The sequence below is a fragment of the Prauserella aidingensis genome (assembly GCF_024171865.1).
GTDB lineage: Bacteria > Actinomycetota > Actinomycetes > Mycobacteriales > Pseudonocardiaceae > Prauserella > Prauserella aidingensis.
In genome coordinates, this window is the sequence record NZ_JAMTCN010000006.1 from 177,159 (window position 1) to 195,343 (window position 18,185).

The following is an 18,185-nucleotide window of genomic DNA, read 5'->3' on the forward strand; positions in this document are numbered from 1 at the left end:
GCCGCGAACGTAGCGGCGATCGACCCGCTCCGCCCGACCCGTCGTGGAGATCAACAAGTAATCGCCGGGAAACACCGGCGACCTAGGTTGCCGCCCGGGCTCGTGTTCACCCACGTGCCCGCGACCCAGTTCCCGACGAACGGAGCAGCACGCGTGCACCGCACTCGTTCGCACCGCACTCGCCACACCGGCCTGGCCCTGTCGGCCCTGCTGACATCCACGGCGGTCGCCTCGCTGATGACCGCGCCCGCGTCGGCGGCACCACCCGGCCTCGCCCACCAGGACCCGACGACCCTCACGCTCGGCGAAACGGTGAAGGCGTTGAAGACCAACAAGGTCACCGCGATCGAACTGCTCGAGGCGTACCAGCAGCGCATCGAAACCTACGACCGGAACTACAACGCCTTCACCCAGATGAACCCGGACGCGAAGACCCAGGCGATCGCCTCCGACGAGCGCCGTGAAGGGTCCAAGAAGGACGTCGGCCCGCTCGACGGTGTTCCCGTCGTCATCAAGGACTCCCTCAACGTGGCGGGCATGCCGACCACGTCCGGCTGGGAACTGACGTCACCGGTCACCGACGGTGTCTCACTGGTGCCGGAGGACGACGCCCCGGTCGTGGAACGGCTGCGCGAAGCCGGCGCGGTGATCGTCGGGAAGACCAACCTGCCGGTGCTGGCAGGCTCCGGCTCCAACGCCAACAATTCGGCGTACGGCCCCACGTTCAACGCGCTGGACCAGGAGTGGGCGCCCGGCGGCTCCTCCACGGGGTCGGCCACCTCGGTCGCCGCCGACTTCGCGACGGCGGGCATCGCCGAGGAGACCGGTGGGTCGATCCAGAACCCCGCCTCCGCGCAGTCGCTCTACGCCGTGAAGCCCACCTTCGGGCTGGTGCCGAACACCGGCAACTTTCCCCTCGCGGGCAACACCCGGGACGTCCTCGGTCCGCTGGTCAAGAGCCCCGAGGACGCCGCGCTGATGCTCGACGTCATGGCGGGCGAGCACGCCGGCGACCCGAAGACCGAGGGCGCCGTCGTCCCCGAGGGCGGCTACACCTCCGCACTGTCGAAGAAGGCGTTGAAGGGCAAGCGGATCGGGTTGTACGGACCCGGCTGGCGCTCCGGTGAGAAGGGTGAGTTGTCGCCGGAGACCGCCGAGCTGTACGCGCAGGCGGTCGCGAAGCTCGAGGAGCAGGGCGCGACCGTCGTCGAGGATCCGTTCGCGGGCTCGGGGTTCGCCGAGCTCGCCGAGGTCGGTGACGGCGGTTACGACGGCCGCGGCAGCCTCGGCAACTCGCACGCGGTCGAGGACTACCTCCGCGGCCTGGGCGAGACGTCCCCGGTCGGATCGCTCGAGGAACTCGACGCGTGGGCGGACTCGCACGGGTTCGCGGACGACCAGCGCATCGACGAGATGGTGGCCAAGCTCGACTCGGAACCGCCGGTGGACGAGGAGTTCGAGCGCGCTTCGGCCGAGTACCAGCGGATCTTCGACCGGGTGATGGACGACCGCGACCTCGATGCGCTGGTGTTCCCGCAGCAGGTCGAGGCGATTCCCGGCATCTACGACGGCGAGATCAACGCCTCGACCGTCTCGGAGATCAACATCGCGGGCCTTCCGGGTGTGGTCGTGCCGGACGGCGCGTACGCGGGCGGCAAGCCGTTCAACCTGATCTTCGTGGACAAGAAGTGGACCGAGGCCGAACTGCTCGGCTACGCCTACGACTACGCGGAGGCCTACGGCGGCCGCGTCGTCAACCGGGACCTGTCGCACACGCCCGGGCCGGAAGCCCCGGACGAGGAGTGATCCGGTCCGGCGGCACGTGACCGCCGGGTGGCGGGTGACCGGTCCGGTCACCCGCCACACCGACGTCCGCCCGTGCCGGTTCGGCGGTCGCGTCGGACACCTTCCGCTCGGAATCCGCCGCCGACCGGGTGACAATGCCGAGCATGCGACTTCGGCGTACGGCACTCGACTGCGACCTGACACCCGAGCAGGTCCTCACAGTGCTGTCCCGTCGCGCGCGCGAACGCGGTCTCGCCGGGCCCGCCGCACTGACCGGCGACTGGTTCGGCTCCCCCGCCGTCGTCGCACCGTCCGTCCGGCTCGAGCCGGTCACCGGTCTCGCCGACGCCCTTGCCACGCCGTCCGACCTCCCTGCCGGTACCGACGGTTCCGGCAAAGTGGACCCCGACGTCCCACCCGGCGCGGTCGGTGGCGGCTGGTTCGGTTACCTCTCCTACGACCTGTCCGACCCGTCGCGGCGCCGCGGCCCGCTACCGCCCGCCGTCTGGGGCTGGGCAGGCCACGTGCTGCGCCTCGACACCGACGGGCGCTGGTGGTTCGAAGCACTCGACGGCACCCCCGGAGGTGACGTCGACGCCGACGAGTTCCGCGACCTGCTCACGCCCGGCGCGACCACCGCGGACCCCGCCCACACCTGGCACGCGACGTCGCTCGACCGGCCACCCCGCGCCGATCACGAACACGCCGTCACCGAGTGCGTACGCGCCATCGGGGCGGGCGAGGTGTTCCAGGCCAACATCTGCACCCGCTTCACCGGCACGTTCGACGGCTCTCCGCTCGCACTGTTCACCGAGGGCGCCCGCCGGCTGCACCCGGCCCGCGCCGCCTACCTCGCCGGCGACTGGGGCGCGGCCGTGTCGATGTCGCCGGAACTGTTCGTCGCCCGGCACGCCGCGACGGTCCGGTCCACCCCGATCAAAGGCACCCGGCCTCGACGCGGCCCGGAGGACGACCAGGGTGCCCGGCTGCTCCGCGAGTCGGTCAAGGACGTCGCCGAGAACGTGATGATCACCGATCTGGTGCGCAACGACCTGGGCCGCGTGTGCGAGACCGGCAGTGTGCGCGTGCCGGAGCTGCTCGCCGTCCGGCCCGCGCCGGGCGTGTGGCACCTCGACTCGACGGTCGTCGGCACCCTCCCCGCCTGCACCGGCGACACGGAGCTGTTGCGCGCGGCGTTCCCTCCCGGCTCGGTCACGGGCGCGCCGAAGATCCGTGCGCTGGACCTGATCGCCGAGCTCGAGCCGGTGCCGCGCGGGCTCTACACGGGAGCCGTCGGCCTGGCCTCGCCGGTCGCGGGCACGGAACTCAACGTCGCGATCCGCACCTTCGAGATCGCGGCGGGCGAGGTGCACGTCGGCGTCGGCGGCGGCATCACGGCCGACTCCGACCCGCGCGCCGAATGGAACGAATGCCTCGACAAGGCCGCCCCGCTGGAAACGCTGCTGGCCTCGCCGCCCGGCGACGTCACCGACCGCGAACAGTCCCCGCCACCCGCCGACGCCGACGAGCGCGGCCCGGGTCAGTCCGCGCGCGCCGCCACGACGGCGTCGTAGAGCTCCTTCTTCGACACGCCCGTCTCCTTCGCGACCTCCGCGGCGACGGTCTTGAGCCGCTCCCCCGCCTCGACCCGGCGCGTCACCTCGCCGACCAGGTCGGCGACGCTCACGTCCCGCGGCGCGGCACCCGCGAGCACGACGGTGATCTCCCCGCGCACGCCGTCGGCGGCCCACTCGGCCAGCTCGGCGAGCGTGCCGCGGCGCACCTGTTCGTACGTCTTCGTCAGTTCGCGGCAGACGGCCGCGCGGCGGTCCGGCCCCAGCCGCTGCGCCGCGTCGGCCAACAGCGAGGCCAGCCGGTGCGGCGATTCGAAGAACACGGTCGTGCGCTTCTCCTCGGCCAGCTCGTCGAACCACCGGGCGCGTTCACCGGGCTTGCGGGGAGCGAATCCGTCGAAACAGAACCGGTCCGGAGCGAGTCCCGACAACGCCAGCGCCGTGGTCACCGCCGACGGCCCCGGCACGCAGCTGACCGGCAGGTCTTCCTCGGCGCACGCCGCGACGAGGCGGAAGCCGGGGTCGGACACGCTCGGCATTCCCGCATCGGTCACCAGCACCACGACCTCGCCCTCGCGCACGGCGTCCAACAGCTTCGGCAACCGTGCGCTCTCGACGTCCTCGTAGAAGCTGACGACCTTCGCCGTCGACGCGACGTCGAGTGCCGTGGCCAGTGACCGCAGCCGGCGCGTGTCCTCGGCGGCGATGACGTCCGCGGTTCGCAGCGCCTCCGCGAGGCGGGGACTGGCGTCACTGCGGTCGCCGAGCGGCGTCCCGGCGAGGATCAACGGCATACCGCGAGGCTATCCGGCACGCGTCCCGCCGACCCCGCGGCCGCGCCCCCAAGGGCACCTTGGTCGCATTCAATGCAACCAAGGTGCCCCGGGGGCGTTTCGACACCGACACGGCTGCACGGGGCTCAACACCGCCGGCCGTAAGATCGGCCTCCGTGACCGCCGTACTGCCGCGACCGCACCGCGCCGGAACCGGTCCGGCCGGGCAACCGCCGTCGGATCGCGAGGCCGCGCTGCTCGGCACCCCGATGCCCGCCGACCGCATGCGCGCCCTGTGGGTCACGCTCGTCATCACCACCGTCGGCGGCGTCGTGCGGCTGTGGAATCTCGGCCACCCCACCGACGGCGGGTCCCCGGTCTTCGACGAGAAACACTACGTCCCGCAGGCGTGGCAGATGCTGCGCAACGGCGGCTACGAGGACAACTACGGCTACGAACTGGTCGTCCATCCGCCGCTGGCGAAGCAGCTCATGGCGATCGGCGAGTGGCTGCTGGGCTACAACGGCTGGGGCTGGCGGCTCACGGCGGCGCTCGCGGGCACGCTGATCATCCTGCTGGTCGTCCGCATCGCCCGGCGGCTGACGCGGTCGACGCTGCTCGGCGCGATCGCGGGCATCCTGGTCATCTGCGACGGCGTACTGCACCTCCAGTCGCGGATGGGGATGCTCGACATCTTCCAGGCCCTGTTCGTCGTCGCGGCGTTCGGCTGCGTGCTGATCGACCGCGACCAGGTGCGGGAACGCCTCGCGACGGCCGTCCGGGAGGGCTGGGCGTGGAACACCCCGTTCGGCCCGCGGCTGGGGTTCCGCTGGTGGCGGTTCGGGGCGGGCGTGATGCTCGGACTGGCCACGGGCATCAAGTGGTCCGGCATGTACTGGGTGATCGCGTTCGGCCTGCTGACGATCGCGTTCGACGTCGCCGCCCGGCGCACCGCGGGCGTCGCCCGGCCGTGGACGGGCATGCTGCGCCGCGACCTGGCTCCGGCGCTGTGGAGCATCGGCGTGATCTCCGTGCTGGTGTACCTGTCCACCTGGTGGGCGTGGTTCGCCTCCGAGACGGCGACGGACCGGCACTACGCCGAGATCAGCGGCGACGGCTCGCTGGCGTTCCTGCCGGATGCACTGCGCAACCTGGTGCTGTACACGCTGAACGTCCTCGACTTCCACAGCAGCCTGGCCACGCCCGACGGCGATCCGCACCCGTGGGAGTCGAAGCCGTGGACGTGGCCGATGGGCCTCCGGCCGATGCTGTACCACCACGAGTCCGGTGGTCATATCGACGGCTGCGGGCAGAGCGACTGTGTCCAGGCGACGATGCTCATCGGCACCCCCGCGATGTGGTGGCTCGCGCTGCCGGTGCTGGGCTGGGGCCTGTGGCGGACGGTCTTCCGCGCCGACTGGCGGTACGCCGCCGTGCTCGTCGGCTACGGTGCGGGCCTGCTGCCGTGGTTCGTGAACCTCGACAGGCAGATGTACTTCTTCTACGCCACGCCGCTGGCGCCGTTCCTGATCCTCGGCATCACACTCGTGCTGGGCCACCTGCTCGGCCGCGCGCACGCCGGGTTCGAACGCCGGGGCACGGGACTGCTCGTGGTGTCGCTGTACACGGGCCTGGTCGTGGCGAACTTCGTGTGGCTGTGGCCGATCCTCGTCGGTGAGCCGATCACTCCGGAGCGGTGGAACGCGGAGCTGTGGCTTCCGTCCTGGCGGTGAGCCTGCCCGCGCGGAGCACACCGACCGCCAGCAGCGCCTGACCCGCCAGATACGTGATCATCACCCACAGGTCGTGCGCGGGAGGGTCGTACCAGTCGGCGAACGCGCCCAGCGCGATGAGCCCGTCCGACACGAAGAACACCGCACCGCCGATCCCGGCGAGCCGACCTGCCCCCGTGGCGAGCACCGCCATCGACGTGAGGCAGAGGCCGTAGACCGCGACCGGGACGAGCATCCCGCCCGCACCCGGCGCGCAGAGCCCGAACAGCACGCCGAACGCCGCGAGGTATCCCGCCACGGCCGGAGTGCGCAGCAACGACGCGTGCCGGTACGGCCAGAACGCCACGACATACGTGACTTGGGCCAGCAGGAACCCGCCGACCATGGCCAGGAACGCGACGTCCCCCGTGAACGCCGCGGGCAGCGTGTCCCCGAGCCACGAGAAGGCCAGCGCCACCGTCACGAACCGCACCGGCCGCGTGCGCTCGGGCGCCGCACACCACAACCACCCCGCGAGCAGCGGCATGAGCAGCACCTGAGTCGGCCGCGACAGTACTGCGGGGCCGGTGACCTGCACGACCAGGTGCACAACGGCCACCGCGGCGTACGCGACGGCGAACACCACGGCCGGCACGACACGACGGGACGGGCCCGCCGGGTTCCGGGTCACCGCGAGCGCGGCACGATCTGCGTCACCGGTCCGTCGGCGGACGCACCGATCCGGGAGAGCCAGCCGCCGACCTCCCGCTCCACGGCGTCGAGCGTAGGCCGGTTCCGCGGCTGCGGATCCAGCGACGCCCGCAGCAGCCGGGCGTGCACGCTCTGCCGGGGCAGGTGGCTCGCCGGTTCGGAGCGGGCTGCGGCCATCAGCGCGGCCATCGGCGTCTCTCGGGTGCCGCGCGGCGGATGTCCGGACAGCGCGTAACTGACGGTCGCGGCGAGCTGCCAGGCGTCCGAGGCCGGGGTGGCGGTCGACCCCTCCGCGATCTCCGGTGCCGTGTAGTCAGGGGTGCCGATCATCATGCCCGTGGCGGTCAGCTTCGCGTCGCCGGCGCTGCGGGCGATGCCGAAGTCGATCAGGTGCGGCAGGCCCTGCGGGTCGAGGATGACGTTCGACGGCTTCATGTCGCGGTGCAGCACGTCCTTCTCGTGCGCCGCCGACAGCGCGCCCGCGAGCGTCGCCCACAGTTTGCCCGCGGACATGTCGTCGAGCGCACCGCCCGTGTCGACCGTGTCGGCCAGCGACCGGCCTTCGAGGTACTCCATGACCAGCGCCATGCCGTCGTGTTCCTCGACGAGGTCGTAAACGCGCACGCAGTTGGGATGCGACAGCATCGCCAGCGCGCGGGCCTCGCGCCGCATGCGCTCCTGGGTCTCCTGGTCGGTGACGTGCGCGATCTTCAGCGCGACCGTGCGGCCCAGCTGGGTGTCCCGCGCCTGCCACACGGTGCCGAACCCGCCCTGGCCGAGCTTGCGGATGCGCTCGAACCGGCCGTCCGACCCGTTCGACGCCGCAGGCACGGCCGCGGCCGCTGCCATCGGCGGGGACGGCGCGACGGCCGTGGGCGCGTACTGCCGCTGCGGCGGTTCGGGTTCCGGCCGCCGCTGGGGTTCGGGACGTGGTTCGGGCCGCGGGGCCGGCCGGGGTTCCGGCGGCGCGTCCGACCGCTGGATCGTCGACCAGCTGGGAGCGCCGACGATCGCCACCGGGATGATCCCGAGGATCACGGCGGGCAGGAAGCCCAGCCACAGGTGGATGGCGGTGTTGGCCTCGACGCCCGCCGACAGCAGGACGAAGGCGACGTACGAGCCCCAGACGAAGCGGCCCGGCCACTTCGGCCCACGGCGCAGCGCGACCCGGCCGAGCAGCATGACCGCCAGCAACGTCAGGATCGGCAGGCCGACCAGGCCGCCCAGGTAGTAGCCGTAGGCCAGCGAGTCGCCGGACGGGTAGAACAGCGTCTCGTAGATGTTCTGCCCGCCGCCGAGGTACTCGGTCTGCGGGCCGACGAAGCAGTACTCCCGCGACATGTTCGCGACGTCGGTCGGGGTCAGCCCGCCGGTACCGCCCGCGAAGACGTCGCGGTAGATGCCGGAGACGCCCGTCGCGAGCAGCCACGGCATCAGCAGCACCGTGACGAGGGCGATGGCGCCGATGGCGATCAGTGGGGCGCCGGTGTAGCGGTTGCCCGTGAACTTGCGGACGATCGCGATGACCAGCGCGCCGAACACGGGCCACAGACCCATGAGCAAGCCCGCCATGCTGGTCGCCCACACCCAGTCGCCGGGGCAGAACCCGGGCTGGAAGATCCGGTACGCCAGCGACAACAACGAGCCAGCGATCGATTCCACCTCTCGCGCCTCCGTGCCTGTCGCTGATGACGTCCTCGGCCCACGGGCCTGCCGGTGCACAGTATGTCGGCCGCCGTGGCCGCGGGCGCATCCGCCTCGCCGGGCGTCGCTCTGGTGCAGCGCACATGCAACGTCCTACGGTCGAGAGTCGAAGACTCAGCGCAGAGCACAAGGCACGAAGGAGAGCCGCGATGGGCGCGTACGCCGACACCTACGAGCGCAGCATCAACGACCCGGAGGGTTTCTGGCTCGACGCCGCCCGCGGAGTGACGTGGACGAAGGCACCCACGAAGGCTCTGGACGACTCCCGCGCCCCGCTGTACCGCTGGTTCCCCGACGGTGAACTGAACACCGCCCACAACGCGCTCGACCGGCACGTCGACGCGGGCCGCGGCGAGCAGGCCGCGCTGATCTGGGACTCGCCCGTCACGTCGTCGCAGCGCACCTACACCTACGCCGAGCTGCGCGACGAGGTGGCCCGGTTCGCGGGCGGCCTCCGCTCCCTCGGCGTCGGGAAGGGCGACCGGGTGATCATCTACATGCCGATGGTGCCCGAGGCGGTCGTCGCGATGCTGGCGTGCGCACGCCTCGGCGCGGTGCACTCGGTCGTCTTCGGCGGATTCGCCCCGAAGGAACTGGCCGCGCGGGTCGAGGACGCGAAGCCGACGGCGATCGTCGCGGCCTCCTGCGGCATCGAACCGGGCCGGGTCGTCGAGTACAAGCCGATCGTCGAGGACGCGCTCGCCGCCACGGAGCACCAGCCGGACCACGTGGTCGTCCTGCAGCGGGAGGCGAGCCGCGCCGAGCTCACCGGCCGGGACGTCGACTGGGCGGACCTCATGGCCGGCGCGACGCCCGCCGATCCGGTGCCGGTCGCGGCGACCGACCCGCTCTACGTGCTCTACACGTCCGGCACCACGGGCAAGCCGAAGGGCGTCGTCCGGGACAACGGCGGGCACGCCGTGGCGCTGACGTGGTCGATGGGTGCGGTGTACGACATCCACCCCGGCGACGTCTGGTGGACGGCCTCCGACGTCGGCTGGGTCGTCGGCCACTCCTACATCGTCTACGCGCCGCTGCTGATCGGTGCCACGACGGTGCTGTACGAGGGCAAGCCGGTCGGCACGCCGGACGCGGGCGCGTTCTGGCGCGTCGTCTCCGAGCACGGGGTGAAGGCACTGTTCACGGCGCCCACGGCGCTGCGCGCGGTCAAGCGCGTCGATCCGGACGCGGGGGAACGGGACAAGTACGACCTCGGCGGCTTCACGACGCTGTTCATGGCCGGGGAGCGCCTCGACCCGGAGACGTACCACTGGGCGCACGACAAGCTCGGGGTGCCGGTCGTGGACCACTGGTGGCAGACCGAGACGGGCTGGCCGATCGCCGCCAACCTGCGCGGCCTCGAGCCGATGCCGGTCAAACCGGGGTCGGCGACGATGCCGGTGCCGGGCTGGCACGTGCGGATCCTCGACCAGGACGGCGTGTCCCTCCCCGCGGGCAAGGAGGGCGCGATCGCGATCAGACTGCCGCTGCCTCCGGGCGCGCTGCCGACGCTGTGGGGTGACGACGAGCGGTTCAAGGAGGCCTACCTCTCCCGCTACGACGGCTACTACCTCACCGGCGACTCCGGCTACCTCGACGAGGACGGCTACCTGTTCGTCATGGGCCGCACCGACGACGTCATCAACGTCGCGGGCCACCGGTTGTCGACCGGGTCGATGGAAGCGGTGCTGGCCGCCCACCCCGCGGTCGCCGAATGCGCCGTGATCGGCGTGGCCGACCAGCTCAAGGGGCAGCTGCCACGTGGGTTCGTCGTGCTCAAGGCGGGAGTGGACATCGCAGAGGACCGGCTGCGCGACGAGCTCGTCGAGGCGGTGCGGTCGGAGATCGGCCCTGTCGCCGCGTTCCGGGAGGTGTCGGTCGTGCAGGCGCTGCCGAAGACCCGCTCGGGCAAGATCCTGCGCAAGACCATGCGCGGCATCGCCGACGGCCGCGACGAGCCGATCCCCTCGACCATCGAGGACCCGGAGGTGCTCACCGCACTGAAGCCGGTGCTGCGCACCGACGCCTGATGGGAAGGTGGGACGAGCCGGCCGTACAGGACCGGCTCGCCCCACCCGGGCGCCCCGCCCGGCGCGCAGCGTCCCCTGGGCGGGCCACCGCCGGCCGTCCGAACCCGCCGAATCCGCGCCGAAACGGCCACACCGGTCACGGCCCGGTAACGTTTAGCCCATTCGGGGCGACACTCCCGGGAAGCGGTAATCCCGCGGGAACCGGGAGCGAAGCCGAACCGAACAGGGTGTGAGCGGAAGATGTCCTACCAGCGTTTCGTCGCGCTCGGCGACAGCCTGACCGAGGGTCTCGACGACCCGTACCCCGGCAGGCCGATGTACCGCGGCTGGGCCGACCTCGTCGCCGAGCGCCTGGCCTGCGACGAACCGGCGCTCCACTACGCCAATCTGGGCGTGCGGGGCAAACGCCTCGATCAGATCGTCGTCGAGCAGGTTCCCGCGGCGGCCGACCTCGAGCCGGACCTGGTCGCGCTGTGCGGCGGCGCCAACGACCTCATGGCGACCCGCGGCTTCGACCACGAGGTCGTGGCGAACCGGGTGCGCGCCGCGCTGCGACTGCTCACCGACATCGCACCGGAGGTCGTGGTGTTCACGCTCTCCGACGTGTCCGGGCGGATCCCGCTGGTCCGCTGGATGCGCTCGCGCATCGAGGCGTTCAACGACGCGGTGCGCACCGCCGCCGACGTCCACGGCGCCCGCGTGGTCGACCTGTGGCCGGACGAGTCCGTCCACGACCTGCGCTACTTCGGCCGGGACCGGCTGCACCTGAGCGAGCACGGCCATCGGCGGGTCGCCGGACACGTGCTCGACACCCTCGACGTGCGCTACGAGCCGAGCTGGCTCGCCCCGCTGCCGGGCGCACCCCACTCGCCGGGTCCGCTCTCCCACGCACGCTGGTTCTGGGGTTCGGTGCTGCCGACGGCCCGTACCCGGGTGACGAACCGCCTCACCGGCCGGTGCTCGGGCGACGGGTTCACGCCGAAGCGCCCGCAACTGCGGCCCGTGCTCGACGACCTACTGTCCGTCGACCGCGACACGCCCCGGCCCGCCTGAGCTCCGGTCGTCGCCGTGCGAGTTGCCGCCTTCCGGCAATCGCGCGAGCGGCGGCCAGTACGATGACCCCCATGTCACAGGCCGTAACCAGCGGAGCGAAGGTCTCGTTGACCGGCATCAAACCGACCGGTGAGCCGCACCTCGGCAACCTCGTCGGAGCGATCCGGCCGGCACTGACGCTCACCGAGGAATACGACTCGGTCTACTTCATCGCGGACTACCACGCGCTCACCAGCCTGCGGGACCCGGAGGAGCTGCGGCAGTACACGCGCTCGGTCGCCGCGACCTGGCTGGCCGCGGGCCTGGACCCGAAGCGCACGACGTTCTACGTGCAGTCGGACGTGCCCGAGATCTTCGAGCTCAACTGGGTTCTCTCGTGCATGACGGCCAAGGGTCTGATGAACCGGGCCCACGCCTACAAGGCGGCGCGCGACAAGAACGTCGAGGCGGGCGAGGACCCGGACGCGGGCGTCAACATGGGCCTGTACAACTACCCGATCCTCATGGCCGTCGACATCCTGATCATGGAGTCGGACGTCGTGCCGGTCGGCAGGGACCAACTGCAGCACGTCGAGTACGCGGCCGACATCGCGGGCAGCTTCAACCACGTGTACGGCAAGAACTACACGCTCAAGGTGCCCGAGGCGATCGTCCCCGACGAGAGCCGAGGGCAGACGCTGCCGGGGCTCGACGGCCGGAAGATGAGCAAGTCGTACGACAACACGATCCCGCTGTTCCTGCCCGAGAAGAAACTCCTCAAGCTGGTGCGGCGCATCCCCACCGACAGCACGCCGGTGGAGGAGCCGAAGGACCCGAACACCTCGGCGCCGTTCCAGATCCTCGAACAGTTCGCGTCGCCCGACCACGCGCACGTCGTGGAGGACACCCGCAAGCGGCTCGAAGCGGGCGGCATGGGCTGGGGCGAGCTCAAGAACGTCCTGTTCGAGGTGCTGAACGCGGAGATCGCCCCGCTGCGCGAGCGGTACGAGGCCCTGATGGAGCCCGGCAGTGAGCTCGACACGGTGCTCGCCGAGGGCGCGCAGAAGGCACGGGAGCGCGCGGGCCGCGTGCTGTCGCAGGTGCGTGAGGCGATCGGGCTGACGGGCGTGGCGCGCTGATGAAGGTCCTGGGGGAAGGCGACAGGGAGTACGCGGGCCGGTATCGCCTGCTGGCGATGCTCGGCGAAGGTGGCATGGGCCGGGTGTACCTGGCGATGGCGCCGGACGGCAGGCCCGCGGCGCTCAAACGCATCCACCCGGCGTTCTCGCACGACCAGGGGTTCCGGGAGCGATTCCGTCGCGAGGTCGAGACGTCCAGGCAGGTCTCCGGTGCCTTCACCGCGGCCGTCATGGACGCCGACACGGAGGCGGAGCAGCAGTGGCTCGCGTCGGTGTACGTGGCGGGGCCCTCGCTCCAGGACGCGATCGACACCGCGGGCCCGTTGCCGCCGGAGGCCGTGCGGCACCTCGCCGCGGGCCTGGTGTCGGCGCTGGCCGACATCCACCGCGCCGGCCTGGTCCACCGCGACCTGAAGCCGAGCAACGTCCTGCTGGCCTCCGACGGCCCGCGGGTGATCGACTTCGGCATCGCCCGCGCCGTCGAAGGCAGTTCCGAGCTGACGAGTACCGGTTCGGTCGTCGGTTCGGCCGGGTTCACGTCACCCGAGCAGGCCGAGGGCCGCAGCCTGACGACGGCCAGCGACATCTTCTCGCTGGGCACACTGTTGGTCATGGCTGCGACGGGCAAGAGCCCGTACGCCGGCAACACGACCCCGCAGACGCTCTACAACGTCGTCCACGGCGAGCCGGACCTGAGCAAGGTCCCGCCCGAGCTGATGTCGATCATCGGTCCGTGCCTGGCGCGCGACCCCGCGCAGCGGCCGACGCCGGACCAGCTACGCGGGCTGATCGGCACCCTGCCGCCCACGAACAACCCGTGGCCGGAACGGGTCCGGCAGGAGATCCGGGGCCACGAGGACGACGTCGACGCCGTACTCGCCGGGTCGGACCTCCGGAAGTCGCGCGGCGGCCTGGTGGTCGCGCTCGCCGCGCTGATCATGGTCGCGGCACTCGGCGTGACCGGGCTCGTCGGCGTGACCACACCCCAGGCGGGCACGGCGACGACCGTGGCGGCCGAGGAGCCCGACCCGATCCCGACCACCGAGGCACCCACCGGGCCGCTGGCGCCGGCGTCGCTGCGCAAGCTCGACCCGTGCAAGCTCGTCACCAGCCTGAAGTCCCGCGGCAGCACCGATTACGACTCGTGCCGGTTCGAGGTGAACGAGAACGTGACGGTGACGCTCGAAATCGGCTCGCGTGTCCTGTCGAGTTCCAGCAGATCCGAGGGGAAGACGGCCGGGCTGGCCACGCTCGTCAGGGGCCCCGAGGACGGGCGGTGCACCGTGGCCGGCGTGCTCCCGCAGACGCCGACGAACAGCATCGGGGTCACCGTCGGCTGGTACGGCGACGGCACACCCGGCAAGGACTACACGCCGTGCAAGACGGGGAAGAAGCACCTCGGCGAGGCGGTGAAGGCGGCCCGGAAGGGCGACGGCACGTGGGACGAGCAGTACCGCGCGCTCGCCGAGGTCGACACGTGTCTGCTCGTCAGCAGGCAGCGGGCGCAGGACGTGTTCGGGCAGACGCCGTCGGTCGAGTCGGACCACCTCCGCGAGTGCACCTACAGCGGTGGCGGCGAGGGGGTCGTGTCCGTCGGCATCAGTGGCGACCCGGCCGAGTCCTCGTCGGACGACACAAAGAAGGTCGAGGTCGGCGGGAGGGACGTCTACCAACGGCCGAGTTCGACAGGATCCCCCTCGTGCCAGATCGAGTGGGCGCAGGCGCCCGTGTCCGGGGAGGACTCCGACTACTACGCGCAGGTCGTCGAGGTGTCCTATAGGGGCCGGTACGACGACGAGAGCACGACCGCCGAGCTCGCGTGTGAGCGCGCCCGCAAACTCAGCGAAGCCGTGCTGGAAGGGCTGCCGACGTCGTGAAGCCACTGCAACCGGAACAGTCCCACCCGATCGGCCACTACCGCCCGCTGGCACTGCTCGGTGAGGGCGCCATGGGCCAGGTGTTCCTGTGCCTGAGCCAGGACGGCCGGGTCGCCGCGGTCAAGCGCATCCACCCCGGATTCTCGAAGGACGACGGCTTCCGCGTGCGGTTCCGGCAGGAGGTGGAGGTTTCCCGCCGGGTGTCCGGGGCCTACACCGCCGCCGTCATGGACGCCGACCCCGAGGCGGAGGCGCCGTGGCTGGCGTCGGTGTACGTGGCGGGCCCGCCGTTGAAGGACGCGGTCGACGCGTCCGGCCCGCTGCCGGTGCCGTCGATGCGCAGGCTGATCGCGGGCCTGGCCACGGCGTTGTCGGACGTGCACCGCGCCGGGCTGATCCACCGCGACCTCAAACCGGGCAACGTGCTGCTCACCTCCGACGGCCCGCGGGTGATCGACTTCGGTATCGCCCGTGCCGCCGAGGGTGCCGAGTTCACCAGCACCGGCACGGTCGTCGGGTCGCCCGCGTACATGTCGCCGGAACAGGCCGAGGGCAAGGACCTCACGCCGGCGAGCGACATCTTCTCGCTGGGCACGCTGCTGGTGATGGCCGCGACCGGGCAAGGCCCGTTCACGGGAACGACCGCGGCGCAGACCCTGTACAACGTGGTGCACGAGCCGCCGCAGCTCGACGGGGTGCCGCCCGAGGTCCTGCCGGTGATCGAGGCGTGCCTCGCCCGCGATCCCGACGCCCGGCCGACGCCGGCGCAGCTGCTCGACATGGTCGGCCCGATCGACCACGAGGGCCCGGTCTGGCCCGCCGAGATCCAGCGGCTGATCGACGCCCAGGAGGCGGAGGTTCGGCACGTGCTGGCGCTGCCGCCGCCGGAACCGCCCCCACCTCCCCGCAAGCCGCGCTGGCCGAAGGTGACCGCGCTGGTCGGAGCGACCGCCGCCGTGGTGGCTCTCGCCGTCGTGCAGGGCTTCTCGCCGGTCGCGGGCACCGTGATCGAGCCGGACCAGCGCGAGCCGGTGGCGCAGGCACTCGGCGTCGACCGCCTGCGCGACATCGACGCGTGCGCGCTGCTGGAGGGGGAGACCTTCGGCGACACGACGTTGCAGCCGTCGGCCTATTCGACGTACCTGCATCGTTGTCGCTTCGGCCAGGGCGGATTCTCCTCGGGTTCGATCAATCTCGAGCTCGGAGCGACGATCGACCGCTCCCGCATGAGCGCCACCGGGGACCGGGTCGCGGGCCAAGCCGTGTTGCAGGAGAGCACGAGCTCGGGCTGCAGCCGGGCGGTCGCGTCGCCGTCGTCGCCGCAGCAGGCGATCACGCTGGAGGCGTCCGAGGACGCCGGGATGTGCGATCACCTGACCGCGGCCCTGGACCTGGCTGTCGACAAGCTGCGCACCGACCCGCCGAAGCAGAACCTGCCGGAGGGCAGCCTCGCGCGGGCGGACCTGTGTTCGCTGATCGACGACCAGGCCGTGCAGCAACAACTCGGCGTCGTCCAGTCCAAGACGGCCGACGACCTGAGCAGCTGCCGCATCGACGCCATCAAGGGCCACGGCACCCTGCGCGCCGAACTCACGCCCACGTCGACGTTCGGCCCGGAGAACAGCTACCGCGACGTCGAACCGGTCCAGCTCAACGGCGTCACCGGGTATCAGAACAGCCGCAGTTCTGCCTGTTCCATCGACTGGAAGCACCGCGACTTCGAAGAGGGTTCGGACGACGTGCTGCCGACGATCGAGACGGCCAGCGTCACCTTCTCGGCCAACGACGACAAGGCCAAGCCGTGCGAGCACGCGAAGGCCCTCGCCAACTCGGTACTCAAGAACCTACCCCCGGCCGGCTGACCCCACCCGCCGTGTTGCGCCTTCGGGGGCGCGTGTTGCGCTTTCCGGGGCGCGTGTTGCGCCTTCCGGAGCGCGTGTTGCGCTTCCCGGGGCGCGTGTTGCGCCTTCCGGAGCGCGTGTTGCGCTTCCCGGGGCGCGTGTTGTCGTCACGACGCCACGGCGTGGCCAGCAACACCGCCAGCACTGGCCCTTGTCCGTGGTGGGCCGATCATGTTGCCCCATCGTTCTCGGTGTAGACCAGGACGCGCGCGACACGAGCACTGCTTGCCGCCACGAGCCCGGTGTTCACGCCGGCCCGGAGCTGATGCCGGCCCGCTACTGACAAACGTCCAGGGGCTCCTGGCGAAGAGCTGTCGCGTCCTCCACCTCACCGTCGAGCACCATAGTCGCGGCTTCATCTGCAGCCTGGACCAACGGGCTCAACTATCGAGATCCGACCTCCAAAACTCGACCTCCTCGACGATCTTTTCCGGACCGTTGACAACAAATAGCCCACTCGGCGCATCACGGAACGACACCCTCATCCTCTTGCGTCCACCACCACCGAGAAAATCGCTCCATTGTCGCCCGACGGGACTTGCGCCAGTCACATCCTTACCCCAACTCCACCACTCTTTTGCCGCAAGAAACTGTTCCAGCTTATTTGGGCAGAACATAATCCTGAAGTTGGTCAGGTACACCCACCCTCCAACCTGCCTATACCAGCTCTGCCTGCGATTTCCAGGGTAAACAACAAGAACCTTCTCACCCTCGAACCGCAGGAAGTTCTCAGGAAATTTCGGGTACGACTCGGCCATAAAATCCTCGATTCTATTCATAACTCTACATCTGGGCGAAAGCCTTGGCGCCGGTAACGCGGCTGCAAACCTGTAGCGTCGATTTCATCTTGGATTCTCGTTATTTTTCACAGACCTTTGATTCAACCCCCACCGCACTAGAACATTCGCCGACGTGTGCGTTTAAACACGCGTGAAGAGTGGGGCACCGAACGCTGGACGATCTGACACCACACTCGCAATCCGCCGCCACAGTAGCCCTTTGCACTAGCTTTCATTTCTCCACAAGTCGCGCCACGAGAACCTGAATCCCGCTTGCTTGATCTGCCGTTCACGCAACGTCCTTCCAACCTGGAGAACAATCAGCGAAGCAGGGAAGACCGTCACCTGAACAACAAATGCGGAAATATGCCCATGCGTGAAAAGTACAATTATTCCACCTACGACGTAGGTCACGACCCCTACGTTTCCGGAAATAAACAGGGCTCTGTGCCACCGCCTCCACTGAGGCTTCCCCGTCGAACCCATAACACCCGCCCTACGTTTTCCGCGAAGTACGCGAAGTACGCGAAGTACGCGAAGTACGCGAAGTACGCGAAGTATAGATGACATCTTCAGAATCTGAAACCGTCACCCACGGCAACTATCCCGCCGTGTTGCATTCCCAGGAGCCCGTGTTGCGCTTTCAGGGGCGCGTGTTGTCGATTCGGGAGCCCGTGTCGCGCTTTCAGGAACCCGTGTCGTCGTCCCTGGCGGTCAGCGTGCCCACGGAGATCGCCGCCGCGTGCTACTCGGGCGTCGATGCACTGGCGCGGTCACTGCTCCGTGATGGCGACGACGGGCGGACGCTCGATCAACTACGCGCGGACGTGACCGCTGACCTGCTTCTGGGGCGCGGTCCGGGAACGGCAGCTCCCGAGGCTACGGCGATGCTCTCTGTGCACGGCCCCGTCGACGCGGCCCTGTCGATCTCCGACGAGGAGTGCGAGCTGGACGGTTGCGGGCCGATCCCGGCACCGATCGCCCGCGAGATCATGACGAACGAGCGGAGTATCTGACATGCGGTGCTGTGCGATCCGGGTACGGGCGAGCCGGTGGATCTGGGGCGCACCCGGCGACGACCGAGCGCGGCGATCCGGGAACTGGTGCGGGTCCGGCACCGCGAGTGCGTCATGCCGTGGTGTCACCGCCCTGCCCGGCACTGCGATCA

13 protein-coding genes are annotated in these 18,185 nt (G+C 70.4%); 9 read left to right on the forward strand and 4 right to left on the reverse strand.

The window, feature by feature from the left end; translation table 11 throughout:
- The first annotated feature begins 153 nt into the window (after nucleotides 1-153).
- Nucleotides 154-1,806, forward strand: coding sequence for an amidase (locus LY13_RS09960; RefSeq protein WP_253828033.1), 1,653 nt, complete (start codon nucleotides 154-156; stop codon nucleotides 1,804-1,806).
- A gap of 143 nt (nucleotides 1,807-1,949) precedes the next feature.
- Nucleotides 1,950-3,359 (forward strand): aminodeoxychorismate synthase component I, encoded by a 1,410-nt coding sequence (locus LY13_RS09965; RefSeq protein ID WP_253828034.1) that lies wholly within the window; start codon nucleotides 1,950-1,952, stop codon nucleotides 3,357-3,359.
- Here the strand turns inward: LY13_RS09965 and rsmI are convergent.
- Nucleotides 3,326-4,153 carry a 16S rRNA (cytidine(1402)-2'-O)-methyltransferase gene (gene rsmI / locus LY13_RS09970; protein WP_253828035.1) on the reverse strand — a complete coding sequence of 276 codons (828 nt, stop codon included), beginning with the start codon at nucleotides 4,151-4,153 and terminating at the stop codon, nucleotides 3,326-3,328. The genes LY13_RS09965 and rsmI overlap by 34 nt on opposite strands.
- A 155-nt stretch (nucleotides 4,154-4,308) precedes the next feature.
- On the opposite strand from rsmI, the gene LY13_RS09975 reads away from it, so the two are divergent.
- Nucleotides 4,309-5,865, forward strand: coding sequence for a dolichyl-phosphate-mannose--protein mannosyltransferase (locus LY13_RS09975; RefSeq protein WP_253828036.1), 1,557 nt, complete (start codon nucleotides 4,309-4,311; stop codon nucleotides 5,863-5,865).
- Here the strand turns inward: LY13_RS09975 and LY13_RS09980 are convergent.
- Both LY13_RS09980 and LY13_RS09985 read right to left on the reverse strand, forming a co-directional pair.
- Nucleotides 5,816-6,499, reverse strand: coding sequence for a lysoplasmalogenase (locus tag LY13_RS09980; RefSeq protein WP_253828037.1), 684 nt, complete (start codon nucleotides 6,497-6,499; stop codon nucleotides 5,816-5,818). The two genes, LY13_RS09975 and LY13_RS09980, sit on opposite strands and share 50 nt — an antisense overlap.
- Nucleotides 6,500-6,531: 32 nt before the next feature.
- Complete coding sequence (locus LY13_RS09985; protein WP_253828038.1) at nucleotides 6,532-8,217, reverse strand: serine/threonine-protein kinase; 1,686 nt, start codon at nucleotides 8,215-8,217, stop codon at nucleotides 6,532-6,534.
- 125 nt (nucleotides 8,218-8,342) lie between these two features.
- On the opposite strand from LY13_RS09985, the gene LY13_RS09990 reads away from it, so the two are divergent.
- From LY13_RS09990 to LY13_RS10010, 5 genes are all read left to right on the forward strand, one after another.
- Nucleotides 8,343-10,289: a propionyl-CoA synthetase gene (locus tag LY13_RS09990; RefSeq protein ID WP_301298715.1), complete on the forward strand. Its 1,947-nt coding sequence runs from the start codon at nucleotides 8,343-8,345 to the stop codon at nucleotides 10,287-10,289.
- 240 nt (nucleotides 10,290-10,529) lie between these two features.
- On the forward strand, nucleotides 10,530-11,342 hold the full coding sequence (locus LY13_RS09995) for an SGNH/GDSL hydrolase family protein (RefSeq protein WP_253828040.1): 813 nt from the start codon (nucleotides 10,530-10,532) through the stop codon (nucleotides 11,340-11,342).
- 71 nt (nucleotides 11,343-11,413) lie between these two features.
- Nucleotides 11,414-12,460: a tryptophan--tRNA ligase gene (locus LY13_RS10000; protein ID WP_253828041.1), complete on the forward strand. Its 1,047-nt coding sequence runs from the start codon at nucleotides 11,414-11,416 to the stop codon at nucleotides 12,458-12,460.
- On the forward strand, nucleotides 12,460-14,337 hold the full coding sequence (locus tag LY13_RS10005) for a serine/threonine-protein kinase (RefSeq protein WP_253828042.1): 1,878 nt from the start codon (nucleotides 12,460-12,462) through the stop codon (nucleotides 14,335-14,337). Before LY13_RS10000 ends, LY13_RS10005 begins: the two co-directional genes overlap by 1 nt.
- Complete coding sequence (locus LY13_RS10010) at nucleotides 14,334-16,199, forward strand: serine/threonine-protein kinase (RefSeq protein ID WP_253828043.1); 1,866 nt, start codon at nucleotides 14,334-14,336, stop codon at nucleotides 16,197-16,199. The genes LY13_RS10005 and LY13_RS10010 overlap by 4 nt, the downstream gene beginning before the upstream one ends.
- A 419-nt stretch (nucleotides 16,200-16,618) precedes the next feature.
- Here LY13_RS10010 and LY13_RS10015 read toward each other — a convergent pair whose 3' ends face one another.
- A complete protein-coding gene (locus LY13_RS10015; RefSeq protein ID WP_253828044.1) occupies nucleotides 16,619-17,017 on the reverse strand; it encodes a hypothetical protein in 399 nt (132 codons plus the stop codon).
- A 611-nt stretch (nucleotides 17,018-17,628) separates the two neighbouring features.
- Between LY13_RS10015 and LY13_RS10020 the strand changes: the two genes are divergently transcribed.
- Entirely contained in the window at nucleotides 17,629-18,033 is a 405-nt protein-coding gene (locus LY13_RS10020) for a hypothetical protein (protein WP_253828045.1), read from the forward strand.
- The last annotated feature ends 152 nt before the right edge of the window (nucleotides 18,034-18,185 follow it).